Here is a 21,437-nt window from a genome sequence, read left to right as displayed (position 1 = left end):
AAAAAGTAGCTGAGAAAACAAATTCATACTAAAGCCGGTCATAGTGCCGGCTTTGTTTTTTTCAAGAGTTTCTTTAGCGAAAGCAATCCGAGTGCTGGTCCCGCAGCCAGTAATATAAACGTATTGTATGGTGGCAGTAGTGATAGTACAAACCCCGTAAGTTGTATGCTTACAATGGTAATAGCAAAGCCAATAGAGGTAACTACTGTAAGCGCAGTACCTACTAAGTGAGAGGGAGCCGTTTGGGCAGTAAGGGCCGAAAGCTGAGGTGAATCGCCAGCCACTACTATGCCCCAGAACAACAGGAAAGGCAGCAACGTGTAAACGGAACTAAACTTAAAAACAACAACTGACAGCAAACAGCAAAGGCCAGAAAATAATAACTGTATAAAGGCAACACGCCCACTGCCGACATATTGAGAGAAGTAGCCACCTAAAACACAACCTAAAGCACCTGTTGAAATCACTGTAAAGCTGTAAACAGACACCTGCTGTGCCGAAAGCTGTGGGAGTACATAAACCAGTATAAAAGGCACAAAGGCCCAGAAGGTATAAAGCTCCCACATGTGCCCGAAATACCCAAAGGCAGCTGCTCTGAATTCTTTTTTTCCGAATACCTTGATTATGTTTCGTACGTCGAAAGTAGTGCCTTTGCTTAGGTAAGGCCCGTCAGGCACAAACAGGTAGAGAAGTACGCCGCCTGTCGCTGCCAGTAAGCTTATGGCAAACAGCATGCTTTGCCATTGTAAAGAGGTGCCCAAACCCCGAAGAAAATGCGGAAAAGCAGTGCCAAGTACTAATGCCCCTACCAGATAACCGATGGCTTTACCCAGTCTGTTGCTATACCAGCTAGCTGCTATTTTCATGCCTACCGGATATATTCCAGCTAACAGGAAACCAGTTGCAGCACGTAGTGAGAGCACACCTGTTATACTTTGGGCAAATAGAGGTACTAACGCATTTAAGCCTGCGCCAAGCAAAGCACAAATCAGAAACAGCAGGCGAGGGGAAACCCTGTCTGCCAGGGAAAGAACCGCAAAGCAGAGAGTTCCTACAATAAAGCCTAACTGAACCGATGATGTAAGCAGCCCTAAAGCCTGGTCCTGTAGCTGAAGCGACCGTTGTAGTTCTGGCAACACGGCATTGCCTGCAAACCATAAGGAGGTGCCCGCAAATTGGGAAAAGACAAGCGTTGGAAGAATCCGATTGGGTACTGTTAAGGTTGCCGCCTGGCTCATGAGTGTTTCTGCTGGTGAAACTGTAAAGATACGGCAACTAATAACCTCTCAAAATGAACTTTAGCAGTTGGTACTCTATCAGCCATAGATAGTCTCGGCAAACTTCTCCAGTGTTTTACCTGTTTTAAAAGGATGCTCAAACATACCCATGTGTCCTGTCTCATCAATAAAGTAAACCATACTATCAGATGGTAAGTGGCATTGCTCCAGGGCTTTATCTAACGGTACTGCACCATCATTCTTCCCAAAAATGAAAAGCACCGGGCACTTTAGCTCTTTTAGTATATAAGAACGGTCTGGGCGATCCCGCATAGCAGTCAATGCGCCTATTACACTTTCTTTAGGAGTCTGTGTGCCAATATCTTTCATCATATTAATCTCCTCCTTTAGCCTTCCCCGGTTTTCCCGATAGAAAAGAGGCTCTACAAAAGGGTTGATGAAGTTATCGACACCGTGACGCTCTACATAACCAATGCTCTTGCTGCGATTCTCTTTCTTTTCGTCGGTGTCTGCAAAAGCAGAAGAGTGAAACAGGCAAAGACCGCTGAGCATTGGTCCATATTTCTCAGCAAATGCCATACTCACATAGCCACCCATCGAGTGCCCGATCATTATACACCGCTTCACATTCAACTTCTCTAGCTGGAGCTTAACATCTTCTGCCATGCTTTCCATGCTGTACTCGCTTATGTTAGCAATGTTGTTGCCGTGGCCAGGTAGGTCTAAAGCTATGGTCCTGAACTTCTGCTGTAGCGGCTTCATAAAGGCTGCCCACACCTGTTTGCTTTCGCAGAAGCCATGCAGGAAAACCAATGCATCGCCAGAACCGACATCTATATAAGTGGTATTTGCCATTTTGTGTTGGACGTAAGGTAAACGGCACAAGATGCCAGTCTTTTTCAAAAGATGCAACAGGAGTATAGAAATGTCTCAAGCACTTGTAGCATTCACAGCGCCTGAGAGTGACTGTTTTACTACTATAAAAAGAAAAGAAAAGCCTCACAGGTTCTGAAAACGCTGTGAGGCTTTTGTCTGTTATCTAAAACTCTGGAATCTAAGTTATATTTTCACCGGCACCCCAATCATTTCACGAACTGTTCTTTCAATTGCTGCCGGATCAAGCCCTGCTTCGCGGTGAAGTTCCAGCTGAGTGCCGTGTTCAAAAATCTTATCAGGAATACCTAAGCGTTTAACCTGTGAGGTATAACCATTATCAACCATAAATTCTAATACGGCACTACCAAAGCCGCCTTGCAGGCAACCATCTTCCACGGTTATTACTTTTTCGTATTTCTGAAAGATGTGGTGGAGCAATTCTTCATCCAATGGTTTGGCAAAGCGCATATCGTAATGGCCGGGCGTAATCCCTTTTTTGCCTAACTTTTGGCAAACCTCCACCGCATAATTGCCGATATGGCCAAATGTTAGTAAAGCAACTTCTTCTCCTTCCTGTATTGTGCGGCCTTTGCCAATCTCGATTTTTTCAAATGGAGTACGCCATTTAGGCATAACACCCTCCCCACGTGGGTAGCGGATGGTAAACGGACCAGCGCCTTCTTGTGTGGCTGTGTACATCAGGTTACGCAGTTCCTGCTCATTCATTGGTGCAGACACTACCATGTTGGGTATACAACGCATATAAGCTATGTCGTAAGCGCCGTGATGTGTAGGACCATCGGCACCGGCAAAGCCTGCTCTGTCTAAGCAGAAAATAACCGGAAGGTTCTGCAGGCAAACATCATGCACCACCTGGTCATAGCCGCGCTGCATAAAGGTGCTGTATATGTTGCAGAACGGAATAAGGCCTTGTGTAGCTAGGCCGGCGGAAAAAGTAACAGCATGTTGCTCTGCAATGCCTACGTCAAATGCACGGTCGGGCATAGCTTTCATCATAATGTTAAGCGAGCAACCGGAAGGCATGGCGGGTGTTACGCCCATTATTTTAGGATTCTGCTCGGCTAGCTCTACAATCGTATGTCCAAACACATCCTGGTATTTAGGAGGCTGTGGCGTGTCGTAGTGCTTTTTGTAAATCTCGCCTGTTATCTTGTCGAAAGTACCGGGTGCATGCCACTTGGTCTGGTCTTTCTCAGCCAGTGCATAGCCTTTCCCTTTTACAGTAAGGCAGTGTAATATTTTAGGACCAGGAATATGTTTCAGGTCTTCCATTACCGATACCAGGTGATGAATATCATGCCCGTCGATAGGACCAAAGTAGCGGAAGTTCAAGCCTTCGAACAGGTTGCTTTGCTTCAGTAAAGTAGCTTTTATGCCACTTTCTATCTTAGAAACTATCTGTCGTGCATCAGGACCAAACTTGCTGATCTTACCTAAAATATTCCAAACCTCGTCGCGTACCTTATTGTAAGTGCGGGAGGTAGTAATATCGGTTAAATATTCTTTAAGAGCCCCCACATTTGGGTCTATGCTCATGCAGTTATCGTTAAGCACTACCAGCAGGTTGGCGTTGGCTACGCCTGCATGGTTTAATGCCTCAAAAGCCATCCCGCCTGTCATGGAGCCATCGCCGATAACAGCAATATGCTGGCGCTGGTCTTCTCTTTTGTATTGAGAAGCCACAGCCATACCCAGTGCCGCTGAAATAGACGTACTGGAGTGGCCTACACCAAAGGCATCATATTCGCTTTCTTTTCTTTTTGGAAAGCCGGAAATGCCACCGTATTTACGGTTAGTGTGGAACACATCGCGGCGCCCGGTCAGTACCTTGTGCCCATAAGCCTGGTGGCCTACGTCCCATACCAACTGGTCATAAGGCGTATTAAAGACATAATGCAAAGCCGTAGTGAGCTCTACCACCCCTAAGCTAGCTCCAAAATGCCCTCCATGGATAGAAACCATGTCGATGATGTATTGCCTTAGCTCCTGGCATACCTGCAGCAGTTGCTCCTCTTTCAGTTTCCTCAGGTCGGCAGGTGTGTTGATGGAGGCAAGCAGCTCTCCAGGTTGAATAATCATAGAGTTGTCTTTATAGACTTTCAACAATTTTTTCCGGCAAAAGTTTTCAAATGGAATAAGTTACCGGGCCAAATGTAAAGTTAGTTAAAATATAGCAATACATGCGGTTGTTTCAGGCACTTCTTCCTTGCTTAAAACGTAATGCAACAGAATAAGATATAGTAAAAGCTATATTCTTGAGAAAGAAAGGCAAATTCCGAATTAAATAGGCGAAGAAGTTGTTGCATACTCTGGCATGTGTAACTTCGCAGTTGTTAGCTATGTGGCATCGTTTCAATCATTCTAAAATACTTATTTTTGTGCCAAGTTTAGTGCCAGACATTATAATATATAATAAAGAAATAAAGTGAGTTTCGAGATTAAATTACCGTTGTTTGAGGGGCCGTTCGACTTGTTGCTCTTCTTTATTGAGCGTGATGAGCTGGATATTCATGATATTCCGATCTTCCAGATCACGAATGAGTTTATGGATTACATTCGGCAGATGGAGCAGTTGAACCTGGAAGTAGCAAGTGATTTTATTCTTACTGCTGCCACGCTAATGCGCATTAAGGCTAAAATGCTGTTGCCACGCACCGAGAAGGATGAAGAAGGTAATGAGATTGACCCGCGGGAAGAACTGGTACAGCACTTGTTAGAATATAAGAAATACAAGAGCGTGATTCCGGAACTCTTAGAAATGGAGGAACTACGCCTGGCACAGGAAAGCCGCGGAAACATAGACGAAGAGTTGCAACGCATTGCCAAAGCCAACCATTTTGAATATGAGTTGCAGGATCTGAATCTGTATAAGATAATGCGGGTGTTCGAAAAGGTGATGAACCGTTATGAAGAGGAGCAGAATAAGCCGAAGCATACTGTTATCACTTTTCCTTATACTATTGAAGAGCAGAAAGAGTATATCTTACGTATAGTAGCGGACCATGAAAAAGTAGCTTTTTCTGAAATTATTACGGCTTACCCTGAAAAGATTGGCATGATCTTCAACTTTCTTGCTATTCTGGAGATGTTGCAACTGAATGTGATTGGTGTGGAAGTAGGGGAAGGGTTTAACGACTTTTTTATTACAGTTGCCGAAGGACAGGCAGCACAGGTAACGCAATTGCTCGTAGAATAAATTCTTGTGCCATTGTGAAATAGAAATAAGCAAGCTGGTTCTCTTGCCATGAGCCTATGGCTTTATAAACAGAGGTAGTTTCGCAAGGCTGATTTATAGCCAAAGAAATTTAAATGGATCAGAATAAAAAGACCATACTTAAAAGTTTTAGTCCGGTAAAAATCCTGATTCCGGTATTGCTGGGCTTAGCGGCTACGGCTTGGCTTTTTGTCCGGGATGATAAGGTTGGAGAGCTAAAAGGCATTGTGGATGCCAATGTCTGGTGGTTGATAGCAGCCGTGGGCGTACTGGTGATAAGAGATGCAGGCTATATGTACCGCATTCGTCACCTGACGGACAAGTTTCTGACTTGGCGAAACAGCATAGATGTGATTATGCTATGGGAGTTTGCTTCAGCTATTACACCCTCTGTGGTAGGGGGAACCACGGTAGCTACTATCATTCTGAACAAAGAAGGTTTGCCTTTAGGCAAGTCGCTGGCTTACGTCATGCTCACGGCAGTGCTGGATAACATGTTCTTTATTGTGGCTGCACCTATTGCGCTGCTTGTCTCGCAGGGGCAGGTGTTCCCCACTTTTAACCTCGAACCGTCCGATGTTTCCAAGCTACAAACGGCTTTCTACATTAGCTACGGCCTTATTGCTATCTATACCTTTATCATGATTTATGCGCTCTTTATGAACCCCAGAGCGTTTAAGTGGCTGTTGTTGAAGGTTACATCCATACGTTTTCTGCGTAAATGGCGGGTAAATGCTTTTCAGCATGGGAATGAAATTATGTGGGCATCGCAGCAGCTGAAAGGCAATAATTTTAACTATTGGGCAAAGGCTGTTGTGTCTACTATATTTGTGTGGAGTGCCCGTTATTTTCTTCTAAACTGCCTGATAGCAGCTTTTACAGATGTAACACTTAGTGAGCATATGCTTATTATTTCCCGTAACCTTATTTTCTGGATCGTGATGCTGATAGCTGTTACACCAGGAGGTGCCGGTATCGTAGAAATGGCCTTCCCCAGCTTCTTTGGTTTGTTTCTGGGAGGTTTTAGTACCATTGTGGTCGTGCTGTATCGCCTGATAACTTATTATCCTTACCTGGTGCTGGGTTCTGTCTTTCTGCCAAAATGGATTGCTAAGGTGTTCGGTCGGCATCATAAAGAAAGCGAAGTAAGTGTTTGAGCTTAAAGAGCTATCATTGAAGATATAGAGATTATAAAAAGCAGCATGAGCTCAGGCTTAGGTTGCTTTTTTGCTTTGGTACTTCGTTAACATAAGAGCTGATTGGGCTAAAATTTATATGTTCGACATTGTTGCAATAAAAGCGTGTCCTGTAGATTATGAAAGTTATTATTGTAGGTGGAGGAATAGGAGGCTTATGTACTGCCATTGCGCTTCAGGAGATCGGAATAGAAGCTGCTGTATATGAGGCAGCAACAGAACTGAAACCTGTAGGGGCAGGTGTAGGCCTCGCGGCTAATGCTATTCAGGGGCTGGAGCGATTAGGAGTTGCCGAAGAAGTTATAAGCAGAGGGAAGCAACTAACAGCATTGGTTACTTTTGATGAAAAAGATAAAGTCATCAGTAACTTTGATACAAAGGCTCTGAGCCAAAAGTATGGCATTAATAACTTTGTGATTCATAGAGCAGATCTGCACGAAGTGCTGTACAACCACCTGCAGCCTGGTTCACTGGTGTTGGGCAAACGTTGCCAAGGTGTAAGCCAGGAGGGAGATCAGGTACAGGTTTCCTTCACCGATGGTACGCATGCTACAGCTGACTTGCTTATTGCCGCCGATGGTATAAACTCTGTGGTACGCCAACAGTTGTTGCCGCAGAGCCAGCCACGCTATGCCGGCTATACCTGCTGGCGTGCTGTGATTGATAACCCTGGTGTTGCTATAAATTCCATGATATCTGCAGAAACCTGGGCACCACAGGGGCGCATAGGCATAGCGCCCTTACAGGATGGTAAAATATACTGGTACGTGTGCATGAATGCTCCAGAGCGTAACGAGCAAATGCAACAGATGACACCCGCTGAACTGTCTATGCACTTTGCCAGTGTGCATCCTCCTGTACAGGAGGTAATTGCTGCAGCCAAACCGGAGCAGCTTATCTGGAATGATATTGCCGATCTTAAGCCGCTGAAGCAATTTGTGTTTGGGCGGGTAGTATTGCTCGGCGATGCTGCCCATGCCACTACACCTAATATGGGGCAGGGGGCCTGCCAGGCTATAGAAGATGCCGTTGTGCTGGGGCAGTGCCTGAAGCGGGAACCTGTTTTGGCAGTAGCACTTGCGAATTACGAACATCGAAGAATAGCACGCACAGCGAAAGTTATACGCCTGTCGAGGCTTTTAGGAGAGGTGTCGCAGTGGCAGAGCTCTATGTTAGGCAGCGTGCGTAATGCTCTGTTTCGCCTCATGCCAAAATTTATCACACAGAGCCAGATGGAAGACCTGTACCGGGTGGACTTTTAATTTTCTGGAATTTGCATAGTTATTAAGAAGCATCAGAACAGGTTGTACGGATGCTTCTTAGCTAATAGTATTCGTGCAGAGCTAGCTATATTAAATTTTATAAGCCTGCCGGGCAAGTAGTTTCCATTGGCCCTGCTGTTTTTGCCATACTAACAAAACGCCAAGCTTTACAGAACCAGGATTACCGCTGTCGTTTGTTTCTGCAGAAAGGCTGTGCCGCACAATAGCTGTGTTACCTGACACCTTTATAGTTTGATCTGTTAAATCGATGGTAACAAAGTCTGATTTACCACTAACGATGCTTTCAACAAATGTTGCCTTATCTTCAATTTTTCCGCTGGAGTGCCCATAAGTCAGTTCAGCTGCTGCTATGTTTGTGAGTGCCTGCCTGTCGCCATCAACCATGGCTGCTTTTAGCTTTTCAACAGCTGAGGCAACGTCTTTTTCATCTTTAGACTGTGCCTTAAGGGTTACATTAAAAGCAATAAATAAAGTGAGAAAGCAAAGGAATCTTTTCATAGTAAAGTATCTGTTTATCAATAATGTTCAAGCCTTAGATAGTTATAAAGTTGTATAACTGTTAAATTAAGAGTTTTGCTGAATAAATGCTGCTTTAAATACTAACATTCGTTTTATTTTTAACCGTTTGGATTACAAACGTAATCAGGCAGCATGAGGGTAAACAGACTTATACAGGCTGTTTACAACTTTTCCTCTCTGCTTGAGTTCAATAATGTTGATAAGCAAAAAGGTAGAAGCTTGTAGGGCTTTGCTTAAAAGTGTAAATTCAGCCAAATAATAAAGATGTAATGCATAAATTAGTAATACCATTTCTACTGATAATTATTTTTCTGTTTTTAGGAAGCTGTTCAGACAACAACAATGAATTGCTAGAAAAGCTGCAGGCTGCTGTTGAAGAAGAGAATGCCGTAGGTAATGATTTTCATGTTGTTGACATGGACAGTCTGACTGATTTTGAGTGGGAAACACTTTATTTCTTTGATGCCGGAGAAGATAAAAGGTCTATCAGCGACCAGATCGGCTTTAAGTGGGACGGACCTGTTGTGCCGGACCTTCACCGCCGCCTACTGTTCGTGAATGAAGGACAAGTGGTAACGTACACAGATTATAAGTTTGATGATTTCCCTTTGATGGTTTATGGCTGCAACGAAGACAGGTGGGTTTACCCGCGCAGTCGCTCCCGCTTTGCCACGTTCAGGTACTGCAACCAGAATAATGTGATTTACCCTTTTATCCCGGTAACATGTGTGGAAAACTTAAGCGGAATGATGGGCCAGGACTGCCCGGAGGCAGTAGCGGAGGAGTAAAAAGTTTTTTATAGCTGCTGCCTGAACTTAGGCCACTGATTGTACCCTACAGCAGGATTGTTAGATTTGTAATTGTTGATAAACTCAATCTCTTTTTGATTTACTTCTTTATCAGAGGCAGTTTCTGACTCCCATAGAATCTCTTTTCTGATGGTAAAATTGCGTTGTTGATCTCTTGTGAAATCTTTTTCTATTAGTTTACTATTAGCACTCCCGAAGTAGTTTAAAGTATCTGTCAAATCTTTGCCAATGTAGATCTTGTCATTAGGATAGGTGATCTTGTAGATGACTTTCATGTAGGATAAGCTAGTTCAGTAGTACAGAGTTGTTTTCTACTGTTGCTTAGTTTGCACCAGTTGGAAATTCAGTAACAAAACTAATAGATATATCAAGTTAAAGGTAAGATAGTAAATTAGTTTTTTGCAGAAGATGCAGCCTCCGAAAAAACAAAGAAGCTGCTCCGTTACCAGAGCAGCTTCTTTGTTTTTTCGGACCACCGTTGTTGAACCTCATGACCAACAACGGTGGATATGTTTCATAAAATTTTGATGCTTATATTGGAAACTAACTATACTAGTTCGTTCTTCATCAGGTACTCCGCAATCTGCACCGCATTAGTAGCAGCACCTTTGCGCAGGTTATCTGCTACAATCCACATGTTCACGGTGCGCGGCTGCGTTTCATCTAAACGTACACGGCCAACAAATACTTCATCTTTGCCATGCGCATCTTTCGGCATTGGGTATTGCAGATTCTTTACATCGTCGACTACAACCACACCTTCAGTTTCGCCTAAAATACGGTAAATATCATCCAGTGTAAAGTCTTTCTCAAACTCCACGTTTACAGCCTCAGAGTGCCCGCCCATTACTGGTATACGCACCGCTGTAGCAGTAACCCGAATTGAGTCATCGCCCATAATCTTCTTTGTCTCCAGGATCATCTTCATCTCCTCTTTGGTATACCCATTATCCTGGAACACATCAATGTGTGGCAATACGTTTAGGTCTATTGTGTACGGATAAGCTTTTTCGCCTTCTTCTTTACCAGCACGTTCGTTCATCAACTGGTCAACAGCTTTCTTTCCGGTACCTGTTACAGACTGGTAAGTGCTCACCACAACACGCTTCATTTTCAGCTCTTCGTGCAGCTTGTTCAATGCCACCACCATTTGTATGGTAGAGCAGTTCGGGTTAGCTATAATCTTATCCTCTTTTGTCAGTTCTTTTGCATTAATCTCCGGCACTACCAGTTTTTTTGTTGGGTCCATACGCCAGGCAGATGAGTTGTCTACTACTACGGTGCCAACTTCTGCGAACCTTGGAGCCAGTTCTAAAGAAGTGCTTCCACCAGCAGAGAATATCGCAATTTGCGGGGTGGCTGCAATTGCATCCTCAACCCCAATAACCTTTATCTGTTTACCTTTAAACTCCATCTGTTTACCAACAGACTTCTCTGAAGCAACCAACAATAATTCTGATACCGGGAAGTCACGCTCCGCCAGCACTTTCAAAATTTCGCCGCCAACCAGTCCTGTGGCGCCTACAACTGCTACTTTCATGTTTAAAGGTATAAATTGATAAATGGTTAATCTATTAATTTCTTTGTGTACTTTACTGGTCCTGATAAACTTACCAACGCACGAATACAGCTTGTAAAGCTGCAGTATTTATCCAAAAGTTACTTAGTTTCCGTAAAGTTCTACAATATCAGTGTTTAAACTAAAATTGCAGGAGCTACAGCACATTTTCCACAGATGCTTAGGGGCAGTTGTGGTGCGTACTGGGTTTAAGGCTTTTGGGCGTGTCCTTTTGCTGCGCAAGTAGGTCAGGCTTTCGCCTGTACTCCTCGCCCTGACAGGCTGCGGGGTGCCGGCTCTATCCCTCACGCGACTGCAAAGTAAATAAGTTTTATTCAAAAATCTGCACATGAAACAAACTTTACTCGCTATATTTCTGCTACTTCCGCTCCTCACGCAAGCCCAGCTTAACGAATCCTTTTCCGACGGTAACTTTACACAAAGCCCCTCCTGGGTAGGCAATACCGATGGCTTTATTGTAAATCAGCAAAACCAACTGCAAAGCAACGGACCTGCCGTAACAGGTACTATCTTACAACTGGCGACACCTTGCCAAGCTGTAGCTGGCACTACTTGGGAGTTCTGGGCAAACCTAAAGCTGGCGACCTCCGCCAGAAACTACGTCGATGTCTTTCTTGTTTCTGATGCAGAAGATCTTCATAACACCAATACCAGTGGTTATTTTGTTCGAATAGGAGGCACCGCAGATGAAGTTAGCCTCTTCAGAAAAGATGCAGGAAAAACAGCAGTGAACATCATCAACGGAGAAGACCAAACTACTGGCAGTAGTAACAATGGAGTCCGGGTGCGAGTAACGCGCAGTGAAGATTATGTGTGGGAGTTGGCAACTGATATGACCGGAACAGGAGACAGCTTTGTAAACCAAGGCGCCACTACCGATGCTACTTATAAACGTTCCGGTTATTTCGGTTTGTTACTGCACTATTCTTCAGCCAACAACCAGCACTTTTACTTCGATGACTTTACGATTACGGACACAGAACCGCCAGTACCAGAAGAGCCTCAAACTGTTTCGCAGCAGGAACTGACTTTGCGCTTCCATGGGCCACTTCAGGAGGAAACAGCTCAGCAAGAAACAAATTACACACTTAATGGAGGCGCAAAGCCAGTTATAGCAGAACTGTTGGAGCCCGAAACAGTAAGGCTGGTATTCAGCCAGAACTTTAACACAGGTAATAACAGATTAACCATAGCCAGTTTGTCAGATATTTACGGGAATGCTTTGCCATTTCCGGTTGAAGTAGCTTTTACCTTTTCGCCACCTGCTGTTTTGCCAGGTTATAATGAGTTGCTGGTAACAGAAATTATGGCTCGTGAAGCCCCTGCTGTAGGATTGCCACCACAGGAGTACATCGAGTTATACAACCCAACAAACAAAGTGCTTACCTTGCAGGGAATCCATTACTCCGATGCTACGGCTACTACCACCTTACCCAATGTGCAATTGCAGCCTGGAGAGTATGCCGTGGTTGTTCCTAACAGCCAGGTGGCAGACTTTAGTCAGTTTGGCAGAGTGATCGGCATCAGCAACTTCCCGAGCCTGAATAACAGCAGAGAACTACTACAACTGCGCCAGCCAAATGGAAGCCTTATTTACGCTGTCAGTTATAGCGACACCTGGTACAAAAATAACAGTAAAAGCAACGGCGGCTGGAGCCTGGAAATGATTGATGTTAGCAACCCCTGTGCCGGTGTTGAAAACTGGGCAGCCTCTGTAGACCCGCGTGGTGGTACACCTGCCCAAGCCAATTCTGTAGCTACCTCTAATCCTGATAACACAGCTCCTGTCCTGCTAAGTACTGTTGCCATTGCTCCTGATAGACTACTCCTGCACTTTAACGAACCACTGGATAGCGTGCAGGCTGCCAATGTCACTCATTATAAAATTGATCCAGCTGTCAGTATTATAAATGTGGAGGTACAAGCGCCTTTATTTACAGAGATAACGTTGCAACTGTCTGAGCAACTGCAGGAACGGCGACAGTATACATTGGTGGCTACAGGTTTAACTGATTGTACTGGTAATTTAAGTGGGGCTTTAGAGGCTACGTTTGCTTTACCTTCAGCCCCTGAACCCGGCGACGTGGTGATAAATGAAGTGCTGTTCAACCCAAGGCCAAACGGAGCAGACTTTGTTGAACTGGTTAACCGTAGCGACAAATACATAGATATGAAGAACTGGCAACTGGCTAACATCAGCAATGATAGCATTGCTGATATGCGCAGTGTTGCCACAGCCAATTATGTGCTGGAGCCGGGGCAGTATGTTTTACTTACCTCTAGTCCTGAAAATGTGAAAATGAACTATCCTGCTGCCAGAAAAGAAGTCTTCTTAAGCATGAGTAGTCTGCCTTCGTACCCTGATGCAGCAGGAGCGGTAGTAGTCTTGCAACCTGATGGCCTTGCTGCCGACCGTTTCAGCTATGATGAGGATATGCATTTTGAGTTAATTGATGATGTGAATGGTGTATCGCTGGAGCGGATAAGACCAGAAGGAGCGACAACAGCCAGTAATTTTCACTCAGCGGCCAGTACGGTTGGCTACGCTACACCCGGCTATCGTAACTCTCAGTCTCAGGAGAACATTCAGGCACAGCAGAAGTTTCAGGTGGCGCCTAAAGTTTTCTCACCTGATGCTGATGGTTATGAAGATTTTACCACGATTAACTACAGTAGCAGCCAGGCAGGCCTCGTTGCCAACATCACTATTTTCGATACACAGGGACGAGAGGTACGGAAGCTGGCCCGAAATGAATTATTAGCTTCCGATGGCTTCTTTCAGTGGGATGGCTTACGGCAGGATGGAACCAAAGCAGCCATAGGTTACTACCTGCTATACATTGAGTTGTTCGATTTAAATGGGCAGATGAGTGTGTATAAGGAGAAGGTGGTAGTGGGAGGTAGGTTGTGAATTCCTCCCTTCAAACAAGCCTAATCAACTTTTTCGAACAATTGAACCCAGGGCACTACGGAGTCTAACATAGGTACAAAAGCTGTGCTATGTGATTTACCCTCTATAGGGAAAAACTCCAGTTGCTTTGCACCCTGTGCCACAAATGTGTTGTAAGTGCGCTGCGAATTTTCAAAAGGTACAATAACGTCTGCTGTGCCATGGTAAAGGCGTGTAGGGCTTTGTGGCGCCCAGTCTGTAGCCAAGCTATTTTCATACAGCGCCTGTTTCAGGGCCTGCTCTTGGCTATCGTCCTGCAGAGCTTTAAAAAAATCCGGCGCAAACAGTGCTGCTGGGTCTGTGATAAGCTCTCTGTTAATGGCGCTGCCACCTTTTGTGCCATCAAAAAGCTGAGGCAGCTTGGAGGCGTACGGTTCCTGAAAGAAATCAGTAAGAGGCCTTTGCCAGCTGTTGGTGTAAAGGTAAGACTGTAGCACATAAGCCAGGTAGGCTGGGTAAGGATAGGCTTGCCCTGCTTTCACATTTCCTAGCATAGAAACTAAATCGTAACCACCTGCTCCGGCAGCGGAGGCCGTTACTTTAAGGCCATGCCCTGGGTTTTTCTCAATTTCTTTCTGCGCCGCTAAAGTTACAAAGCCACCTTCAGAATAACCCACCAAAAATAGCTTGTTATTTACTGGAATAGCTTCTTTTTGATAGAAGTATTTTCCTGCCTTTATCATATCTACCACGGTTAAAGCAGCATGTTTCCAGTCGTAGTAAGGGTGGAAAATGTCTTTTGATTCACCGAAGCCTATGTAGTCTGGAATAAGCGTGACATAGCCAGCTGCAGCAAAAGCTTCAAAACCTGAAAGTTCTGCAAAACCAGTGGGCGCGTCACTATCACGAAAGATTGTGCCATGTTGTGCGCTGATGACAGAGGCAGGCGCGTTCATGCCTACTGGTACGCATACCAGACCAGAAGCTTTTATCTGTTTACCCTGATATGTGGTATTATAAATCATTTTATAAACTGACACATCGTACTTTACCTGGCTGGCATACGAGGCATAGCCCTTCGATGAAGCATAAGATTCCAGTATATTTTGTGGCACTGTTGTCAGAAGCTCCGACGATACAAAATGCTCGTTCCCCTCTACCACTTCCGGCTGTACAATCGGACTGACTGCGTCAGTCTGGCAGCTAAGGTTCAGAAAAAGGAAGCCTAGTAAAATGCTTTTTATTAAAAATGACTTTATCACGCTGATGAGATATAGTTTTATGTGGTCTATAAACATCATTCAGGAATAAGAAGTGCCATTTAAGTGCGGCTATGGAGATAATAGACGGGTACTGTACCTCTATAGTTTATTGGACTAATAATAGATACAGCCCCTGTTAAATTTTACCGGCAATGTCTTATCTTGTGCGGCCTTTACAACAGAGGAGCAATTCATTGATTATCATAGTCAGATAATGGAAGTATTTTACCTGTGCCTGTTTGCGTTTTTAGCAGGCTTTATAGACTCGGTGGTAGGGGGTGGAGGTCTGATTCAGCTGCCTGCCCTGCTCGTGTTCTTGTCTGGAGTGCCGGTGCCTACTGTTTTGGGCACAGGTAAGGTGTCATCTATGGCGGGCACCACAGCTGCCATGATCCGCTATGTGCGTAGCGTAAAAATTAGTTACTTGGCTATTCTTCCTGCGGCGGCTGTAGCTTTTGTTTTTTCTTTTTTGGGAGCAAGAGCAGTAGCGCACATTAACAGCGGATTGCTGAAACCGCTCATTTTCTTACTGCTGATTTTAGTGGCTGTATATACTTTCAAGAAAAAAGATTTTGGGGCGCTGCATGCACCTAAACTTTCCGATGAGAAAGAGAAGCTGTACGGTGTGCTGGTTGGTATGGCTATCGGGTTTTACGATGGTTTTTTTGGCCCAGGTACAGGCAGTTTTCTGATTTTTATCTTTATCGGCATTTTCGGGTTTAACTTTCTGGCTGCCTCTGCGGCGGCAAAAGTGGTGAATTTTGCTACAAACCTTTCTGCTTTGCTTTATTTTGGATGGAAAGGCTATATTCTGTATGAGGTAGCTATCCCGATGGCTATTTGTAGTATTATTGGTTCACAAGTTGGTACACGAACAGCCCTTAAGCGTGGTACAGCCTTTGTTAGGGTGTTGTTCCTGATAGTAGTATCTGGCATAATTGTGAAGTTTGCTTACGATAGCTTTGGAACAGGAGGGCAGGAGTTGGTAAAGCTGAGTACCGTGATGCAGCAGTGGTTTAGGAGAAATAGTTAGTTACTCTTCCTATAAGAAAATGGTTTTAAAGCTAGAGCTATTGTTTCAGGAATAGTAAAGAGGAAGAGCCGCTGTACTAATCACAACGGCTCTTTAAACTTTGTTTCTTTAATTTACTTCAATTCTTCCTGCCGACCAATAAAGGAGGGTTTTAGCTTTAGCATACTTCGCCTTGAGCGCATATAGCTTCAGCTGTGACTCCATCAGTTTTACCTCCCGGGAGTTTACCAGGAACAGAGAACTTTCCCCGTTTTGAAAACGAATAACTTCTCCATTTCGGAGTATATCAGCGTTTTTTACCATCTTCTCCTGTAGCCTGATCTGTTCTTCCAGTGCCTGCCACTCGTTAAAGGCAGCTAAAAGGTTATTCTCTATTTCGCGGACAGCTTGTTTCTGTTCCAGGTTGTTTACTTGTCGCTTGGCTTTAGTCAGCTGTAGTTTTCCCCGCTCCTCCCGTAAAAACAAAGGCAGGCTAAAGCTTACACCTAGCTTGTAGTTAGCGCCCAGATGCTGACGTTCCAGTATATCGGTATCTAGGTAAAAATCACTTTGCAGCACATTATACTCTACATTTAGTTTTGGTTTTAGCTTATCGGCTGCGTAACGCTGCTCTACCTCTAGCTGTTGTCCTTTTAGGTTCAGTTTACGCAGGTCAGGGTGGTTTGCTTTGGCTATTGCTAAAAGTTGTTGTACCGAGTCCTGTGGTAGTGAAGTAAGTTCGCTGCCGATCAAAGCTGGTACAGTTTGTTCCTTTAATTCCAATGGTACCTGATCCTCTGCCCAAAGGTGCGTAGCCACCATTAACCTGGCATTATTATAAGCCAGCTGAGCTTGCTGTAACATTACCTGCCTGTCCTGTACTGCTATGAGTGCCTCTACAGTGTCAATGGCAGCCAGGTCTCCTTCCTGTACACGTGCCTTTACTGCCTTCAGCCTGAAATCAGCCAGCTCCAGTGATTCCTGGTACAGTTGCATTTCGCGGTAGTACAGCAACCAGTCCCAGTAATCCTTGGTGGCCTGCAGGAGCAATTTGTTGATGAGTTTTACACGCTCTGCTTCGGCTATACCCTGCATAAGATTTGCCTGCCGTATAGTTGCACGCCGCTCATCTATAAACAATCCCTGACCTAGTGGCACAGAAATACCGGCATAGCTCAAACCTTTGTCAGGCGTGGTGGCTTCCGGGTTCAGATACTGCCCCTGTGTCTGGTCGTAACCGGCTATCAGTTCTGGTCCGAACCAGGTAGGGATGCGTAGGGTGTTATTCCAAAGGGTATAATATTCTTTGCCGTTATACTCTTTGCGATATAGCTTACTGCTGATAACAGGATCGAGTGTGCCGCGTGCCATCCGTAGCTCCTGGCGTGCCTGTTCGGTAAGCAAAGCTGCCTGAGATGCAACCGGGTGGTACTGGAGTATGAGTTGGTGAAAGTCATGTAACGTAAGCACCTGTGCTGAATCCTGTACCTGTGCCTTTGTAGCAGGTATGCCAAATACCATCAGCATCAATACCATTAACAGTTTACTGTATATGTTTTTAAGTGTCATGCTTCAGCTTGTATTATTTAGCCTTTGCTGTCTTTTTATTTTGTTTTTCCCCTGCCTGTGCATCTCCTGTATAGTCAGCCGGGAAGTTGTTTAACTGGCGCCATATCTCGTACCAGATCGGCACAGTGTTCAACATGGCCCAGCCCTGCACACCTGAACCGACACGCAATGCACCCGGCCATTCCTCGTGCTCTGGGTCCTGCACTACCAGCAGGCGGTACTGTCCGTTGGTGCCCGTGTTATCAATTACAGCTACAGTGCCGCCAAAGGTACCAAAGCTGGCACCCGGCCAACCTGAAAATACCAGGGCAGGCCAGCCCTCAAACTGCAGACGTATATCATCCCCGGGCTTTATTAGTGGAAGGTCCAGGGCATCTACATACAGCTCGGCTGCCAGCTGCGGGTCGTGTGGCATAATAGTCGCCAGTGCCTCGCTTTCTTTTACTGTTTCGCCTATACCTGCCTTTAATGTTCTTACCAAGTAACCGTCCTGAGGTGCTACTACATAATAGTATCGGCTTCTGACCTGTGTGCTGTTATATTCGCTTTGTAGTTTCGCCACCTCTGCCTGAGTACCTAATATGTAGGACCTGGTAGAGCTAAGCTCTGCCTCTGCCTTTGCAATTTTATCAGCATACTCTGCCTGCAGAGAGTTAAGTTCGGTTCGGGCATTCTGCAGTTCTGCGCGAGAGGCATCATATTTATTTATCACAGATAATAGCTTTGCCTGTGCTTCCTGTAACTTCAGGCGGCGGGCCTCTAGCTCAGTTAACGACTTCAGCCCCTGATTGTACAGATTCTCCTGGCGGGTAAACTGCGCTTCGGCAATAGCAAGGTTTGTTCGTTGCGCTACCACATCCATACTGTCACTCTGCATTTTAAGACGTGTTTGCTCTACCTTATTACGGGCTTTCTGTAAGCTGAACCTAAGGCCCTCACGTAATGCTTTTATTTGTTCCTGCATAGCTAAAGCTTTAGCTCCTGTTGCCACGGCAGAGCCCTGCTTCGCCTCCAGCTGCTCGTTAAGATTAGTAAGCAGGTTGGGGTCCATGTATTTTTCTTTTATCTCTGATAGGCTGGCAATGGTATCGCCTTTGTTTACAAAAGTTCCTTCCATAATATACCACTGCTCAATACGGCCTGGTATAATAGCTTCAATTGTCTGTGGCCTGTCTTGTGGAGTAAGTGCAGTAAGTGTACCCATGGAACTGATATTCTGAGTCCAGGGTAAAAAAAGGCACAGCACTATTATCAGAAAGATACCCCCGATCCAGTAAGTGAGGATGCGGCCCTGACGAGGTGTCTGTACCTGCTTCATGGCCTCTGACTGTATGTGGTCAGTATAACCTGTTTCTTCTACTATCTTAGCCATCGCTTCTTATGCTGTTACTTCTGTTAGTTCTTTTAATAGCTCGTGCTGAGTGATCTGCTCATAACTGCCGGAGGCCACAAGCTTCCCGTTTTGCAGTAACAGAGTGTGATCGCAAAGCTCCATTACATCCAGGTCGTTCGATACAATAATCATGGTCCAGTTAAACTGCTGGCTGGTGAGCACGCGCATCAGCTGCATTTTTTCTCTTTTACTCATGCCTACCCAGAAATCATCAATAATGAGCAGCTTAGGGCGTCGCACCAAGCCGCGTGCCATCACTATTTTGCGGGCAATACTGCCTGGTAAACGCTGACTTCCCCCTACAAGGTAAGACTGTAACCCTTCCGGAAGTTCGTGTACAAAGTCATTGAGGCCTACAAGGTCTGCTGCCCACAGTACATCCTGTAGGGGCAGGTTCTGGCCCAGGGTAATGTTTTCTAAAAGTGTTCCGTCAAAAACCTGTTCCTTCGACATATTATCACCAATAAGGCTGCGCAGGTTCCCAATGTGCAGGTCACGAAGTGACACACCACTGTAAACAATACTGCCTTCGTATGATGGATAAAGACCCAGCAACAAGCTAATAAGTGTGCTTTTGCCTGAGTTGTTGTAGCCTGCCAGGCAAATGCGCTCCGATGGCTTTATGTTGAAGCTGATGTTTTCGAGAGTTGACTTAAGAGCATCAGGATAGTGGTAACTAAGATTTTTTACCTGTAAGCCCAACCCGCTGTCAAGAGACAGTTCCTCCAGTTTAATGCCCTTTACTTCTTCGGTTGGCAAGTCTGTTACATGCCCCAGCTTGTCCAGGCTAGTTAGCACATCATACACCGTATCCAGTTTTAAAATAACTTTTTCAACCGCATTCATAATCAGGATAATAATGATTTCAGAAGCAACGAATTGCCCGATGTTGATCTCCCGTTGTACCACCAGAATACAACCTAACACAAGTAAACTGCCGGTGATAATGGTTTTGAATCCTATAAAACTCAGGTACTGGGTCATCAGAACGCTGAAGTGTTCTTTTCGCACTTTCAGGTAATTATTTACATAACCAGCGGTGCGTTCCATAGGAAGGTTCGTGTGGCCTACCAGTTTAAAAGTGCTCAGGGAGCGGGCCATTTCTTCCAGCCATGCTACCAGCTTATATTTATATTTCGACTCTGTCAGGCTTGTGTCTATGCCTTTTTTGCCAGTCCACCGAATAATGGAAATCAGCACCACCACCAGAATTATTCCCAAAAAGATAAAATAATAATGGTAAAGCGACAGTAGTATTAAACCGAATATGATCTGGATAACGGCAGTAGAGAAATCCAGTAATATACCGGCGAGCCCTTTTTGCAGCGACACCACATCGAAGAAGCGGTTCATCAGCTCTGGCGGGTAGTGCTTGTTCAGGCTTTCTGCCTGCAAGCGCGGTATGCGGTGAGTGAAATCAAAAGCTGTTCGGGCAAAAATGCGTTGCTGTAGGTATTCTACCAGCCACAGTTGCATTACCTGCAGTCCGCCTACTATCAGCAGGGCCAGTATGATCAGCCCTATCAGCACCACCACCGACACCGGAATTTGCCCGCTGGACACAAACCCAATAATGCTTTGTATACCCAATGGCAGTGCCAGGATAATAAGGCCAGCAGCTATTGCATAAATATAAAGATAAGCTATTTCCCTTTTCTCCAGGGCCAGCAGGCTCAGGAAGCGTTGCATGGGAGTTGCATGTTTTTGTGTGTTAGTATTAGCCATAGTAACTCTACTTGCTATATTGTTCTTTACTGTCGATGGCAGAGAAGAGCAGGTGCTTTAGGAACTGAGTAGTCTCCTCTGCTGTACGTGTCGTGCTTTTTATTTCTGTAAGTGATGGCAGGTGCTTGGCAAAGTATAGTTGCTGGTGCGCTGCATCCATTACCGTGCTGATGAGTGCATGTGGGTAAGGATATGCTGGATTTATTTCCAGTATCATCTGTGCCAGATGATGGCAAAGTCGCTTGATCTCCAGAAAATAACCTTCCTTGTTTTCTGTATCCACTTCTTTGGTGTGGTAGACTTTTGCTGACTCCGCCACAACAACGCGGTACAGGATACGCTCATCTATATAAGCCACATTGGGGTCATCATCCTGACCTGCTTTGGTCAGCACCTCTATAGCCTTGCACAGGCGCTGGCGTGGGTCTGGAATATTGTGTGTCTGATAAGTAACAGTATAGTCGACCCAGGCCCAGTACCAGGATACCAGGTATACCAGCAGCTTGTGCTTATTTTCGAAGTAACGATAGATGGAGGCTTCTGTAGAGCCTATTTCAGCTGCCAACTTCTTAAAGGTAAACTGTTCAAACCCTAGTGCATCAATCATAATGATACTTTCTGTAATGATTTTTCTGCCTAGCTCTGTGCTCTCTGGCTCACGTAAGTATGATTTATGGTGCAGGCTAATGTATATGCTTGTGGCCATTTATATATAAAGTTCTTTTATTTTGATTACGTTCTCTTTAGCTGCTTGATTGCAGCAAAGATATTGTAACTTTTGACTATAATAGTAATACTATTAAAAAAGTTTCTAAAGCTATTATTTTTTTATAAAGAATAAGAAAGGCTAG

General features: G+C 44.9%; 17 protein-coding genes. 6 read left to right on the top strand and 11 right to left on the bottom strand.

Features of this window, described 5'->3' with window-relative positions; genetic code table 11:
• Positions 1–38: 38 nt before the first annotated feature.
• The 3 genes from LN995_RS11595 to dxs all read right to left on the bottom strand — a co-directional run bounded on the left by LN995_RS11595 (position 39) and on the right by dxs (position 4,214).
• Entirely contained in the window at positions 39–1,238 is a 1,200-nt protein-coding gene (locus LN995_RS11595; protein ID WP_229961237.1) for an MFS transporter, read from the bottom strand.
• Between the two features lie 78 nt (positions 1,239–1,316).
• Positions 1,317–2,093: an alpha/beta fold hydrolase gene (locus tag LN995_RS11590; protein ID WP_229961236.1), complete on the bottom strand. Its 777-nt coding sequence runs from the start codon at positions 2,091–2,093 to the stop codon at positions 1,317–1,319.
• A gap of 204 nt (positions 2,094–2,297) precedes the next feature.
• Complete coding sequence (dxs, locus tag LN995_RS11585; protein WP_229961235.1) at positions 2,298–4,214, bottom strand: 1-deoxy-D-xylulose-5-phosphate synthase; 1,917 nt, start codon at positions 4,212–4,214, stop codon at positions 2,298–2,300.
• A 346-nt stretch (positions 4,215–4,560) separates the two neighbouring features.
• Here dxs and LN995_RS11580 point away from each other — a divergent pair, with 346 nt between their 5' ends.
• The 3 genes from LN995_RS11580 (at position 4,561) to LN995_RS11570 (ending at position 7,807) form a co-directional block, all read left to right on the top strand.
• Complete coding sequence (locus LN995_RS11580; protein WP_229961234.1) at positions 4,561–5,331, top strand: segregation and condensation protein A; 771 nt, start codon at positions 4,561–4,563, stop codon at positions 5,329–5,331.
• Between the two features lie 113 nt (positions 5,332–5,444).
• Entirely contained in the window at positions 5,445–6,506 is a 1,062-nt protein-coding gene (locus LN995_RS11575; RefSeq protein ID WP_229961233.1) for a lysylphosphatidylglycerol synthase transmembrane domain-containing protein, read from the top strand.
• 158 nt (positions 6,507–6,664) lie between these two features.
• Entirely contained in the window at positions 6,665–7,807 is a 1,143-nt protein-coding gene (locus tag LN995_RS11570) for an FAD-dependent monooxygenase (protein WP_229961232.1), read from the top strand.
• A gap of 90 nt (positions 7,808–7,897) precedes the next feature.
• On the opposite strand, the gene LN995_RS11565 is transcribed toward LN995_RS11570, so the two are convergent.
• Positions 7,898–8,326, bottom strand: a complete 429-nt coding sequence (locus LN995_RS11565) for a nuclear transport factor 2 family protein (RefSeq protein WP_229961231.1) — start codon at positions 8,324–8,326, stop codon at positions 7,898–7,900.
• 290 nt (positions 8,327–8,616) lie between these two features.
• On the opposite strand from LN995_RS11565, the gene LN995_RS11560 reads away from it, so the two are divergent.
• Positions 8,617–9,135 carry a hypothetical protein gene (locus LN995_RS11560; RefSeq protein ID WP_229961230.1) on the top strand — a complete coding sequence of 173 codons (519 nt, stop codon included), beginning with the start codon at positions 8,617–8,619 and terminating at the stop codon, positions 9,133–9,135.
• Positions 9,136–9,143: 8 nt separating this feature from the next.
• On the opposite strand, the gene LN995_RS11555 is transcribed toward LN995_RS11560, so the two are convergent.
• Positions 9,144–9,431, bottom strand: coding sequence for a GIY-YIG nuclease family protein (locus tag LN995_RS11555; protein ID WP_229961229.1), 288 nt, complete (start codon positions 9,429–9,431; stop codon positions 9,144–9,146).
• A gap of 272 nt (positions 9,432–9,703) precedes the next feature.
• A complete protein-coding gene (locus LN995_RS11550; protein ID WP_229961228.1) occupies positions 9,704–10,696 on the bottom strand; it encodes an aspartate-semialdehyde dehydrogenase in 993 nt (330 codons plus the stop codon).
• Between the two features lie 367 nt (positions 10,697–11,063).
• Between LN995_RS11550 and LN995_RS11545 the strand changes: the two genes are divergently transcribed.
• Complete coding sequence (locus LN995_RS11545; RefSeq protein ID WP_229961227.1) at positions 11,064–13,646, top strand: lamin tail domain-containing protein; 2,583 nt, start codon at positions 11,064–11,066, stop codon at positions 13,644–13,646.
• 20 nt (positions 13,647–13,666) lie between these two features.
• Here LN995_RS11545 and LN995_RS11540 read toward each other — a convergent pair whose 3' ends face one another.
• Positions 13,667–14,887, bottom strand: a complete 1,221-nt coding sequence (locus LN995_RS11540; RefSeq protein ID WP_229961226.1) for an alpha/beta fold hydrolase — start codon at positions 14,885–14,887, stop codon at positions 13,667–13,669.
• A gap of 214 nt (positions 14,888–15,101) precedes the next feature.
• Between LN995_RS11540 and LN995_RS11535 the strand changes: the two genes are divergently transcribed.
• Positions 15,102–15,920 carry a sulfite exporter TauE/SafE family protein gene (locus tag LN995_RS11535; RefSeq protein ID WP_229961225.1) on the top strand — a complete coding sequence of 273 codons (819 nt, stop codon included), beginning with the start codon at positions 15,102–15,104 and terminating at the stop codon, positions 15,918–15,920.
• Between the two features lie 108 nt (positions 15,921–16,028).
• Here LN995_RS11535 and LN995_RS11530 read toward each other — a convergent pair whose 3' ends face one another.
• The 4 genes from LN995_RS11530 to LN995_RS11515 are packed head-to-tail and all read right to left on the bottom strand — an operon-like array spanning position 16,029 to position 21,292.
• Complete coding sequence (locus tag LN995_RS11530; protein ID WP_229961224.1) at positions 16,029–17,468, bottom strand: TolC family protein; 1,440 nt, start codon at positions 17,466–17,468, stop codon at positions 16,029–16,031.
• 13 nt (positions 17,469–17,481) lie between these two features.
• Positions 17,482–18,840, bottom strand: coding sequence for an HlyD family secretion protein (locus LN995_RS11525; protein WP_229961223.1), 1,359 nt, complete (start codon positions 18,838–18,840; stop codon positions 17,482–17,484).
• Between the two features lie 6 nt (positions 18,841–18,846).
• Complete coding sequence (locus tag LN995_RS11520) at positions 18,847–20,586, bottom strand: peptidase domain-containing ABC transporter (RefSeq protein WP_229961222.1); 1,740 nt, start codon at positions 20,584–20,586, stop codon at positions 18,847–18,849.
• A gap of 7 nt (positions 20,587–20,593) precedes the next feature.
• The gene (locus tag LN995_RS11515; RefSeq protein ID WP_229961221.1) at positions 20,594–21,292 is read right to left on the bottom strand and encodes a TetR/AcrR family transcriptional regulator; all 699 of its coding nucleotides are present in this window, start codon (positions 21,290–21,292) and stop codon (positions 20,594–20,596) included.
• Between the last annotated feature and the right edge of the window lie 145 nt (positions 21,293–21,437).

It is taken from the genome of Pontibacter silvestris (genome assembly GCF_020907275.1).
GTDB lineage: Bacteria > Bacteroidota > Bacteroidia > Cytophagales > Hymenobacteraceae > Pontibacter > Pontibacter silvestris.
The sequence above is the reverse complement of the archived record's forward strand: the minus strand, read 5'-3'. Positions and strand labels throughout refer to the sequence as shown.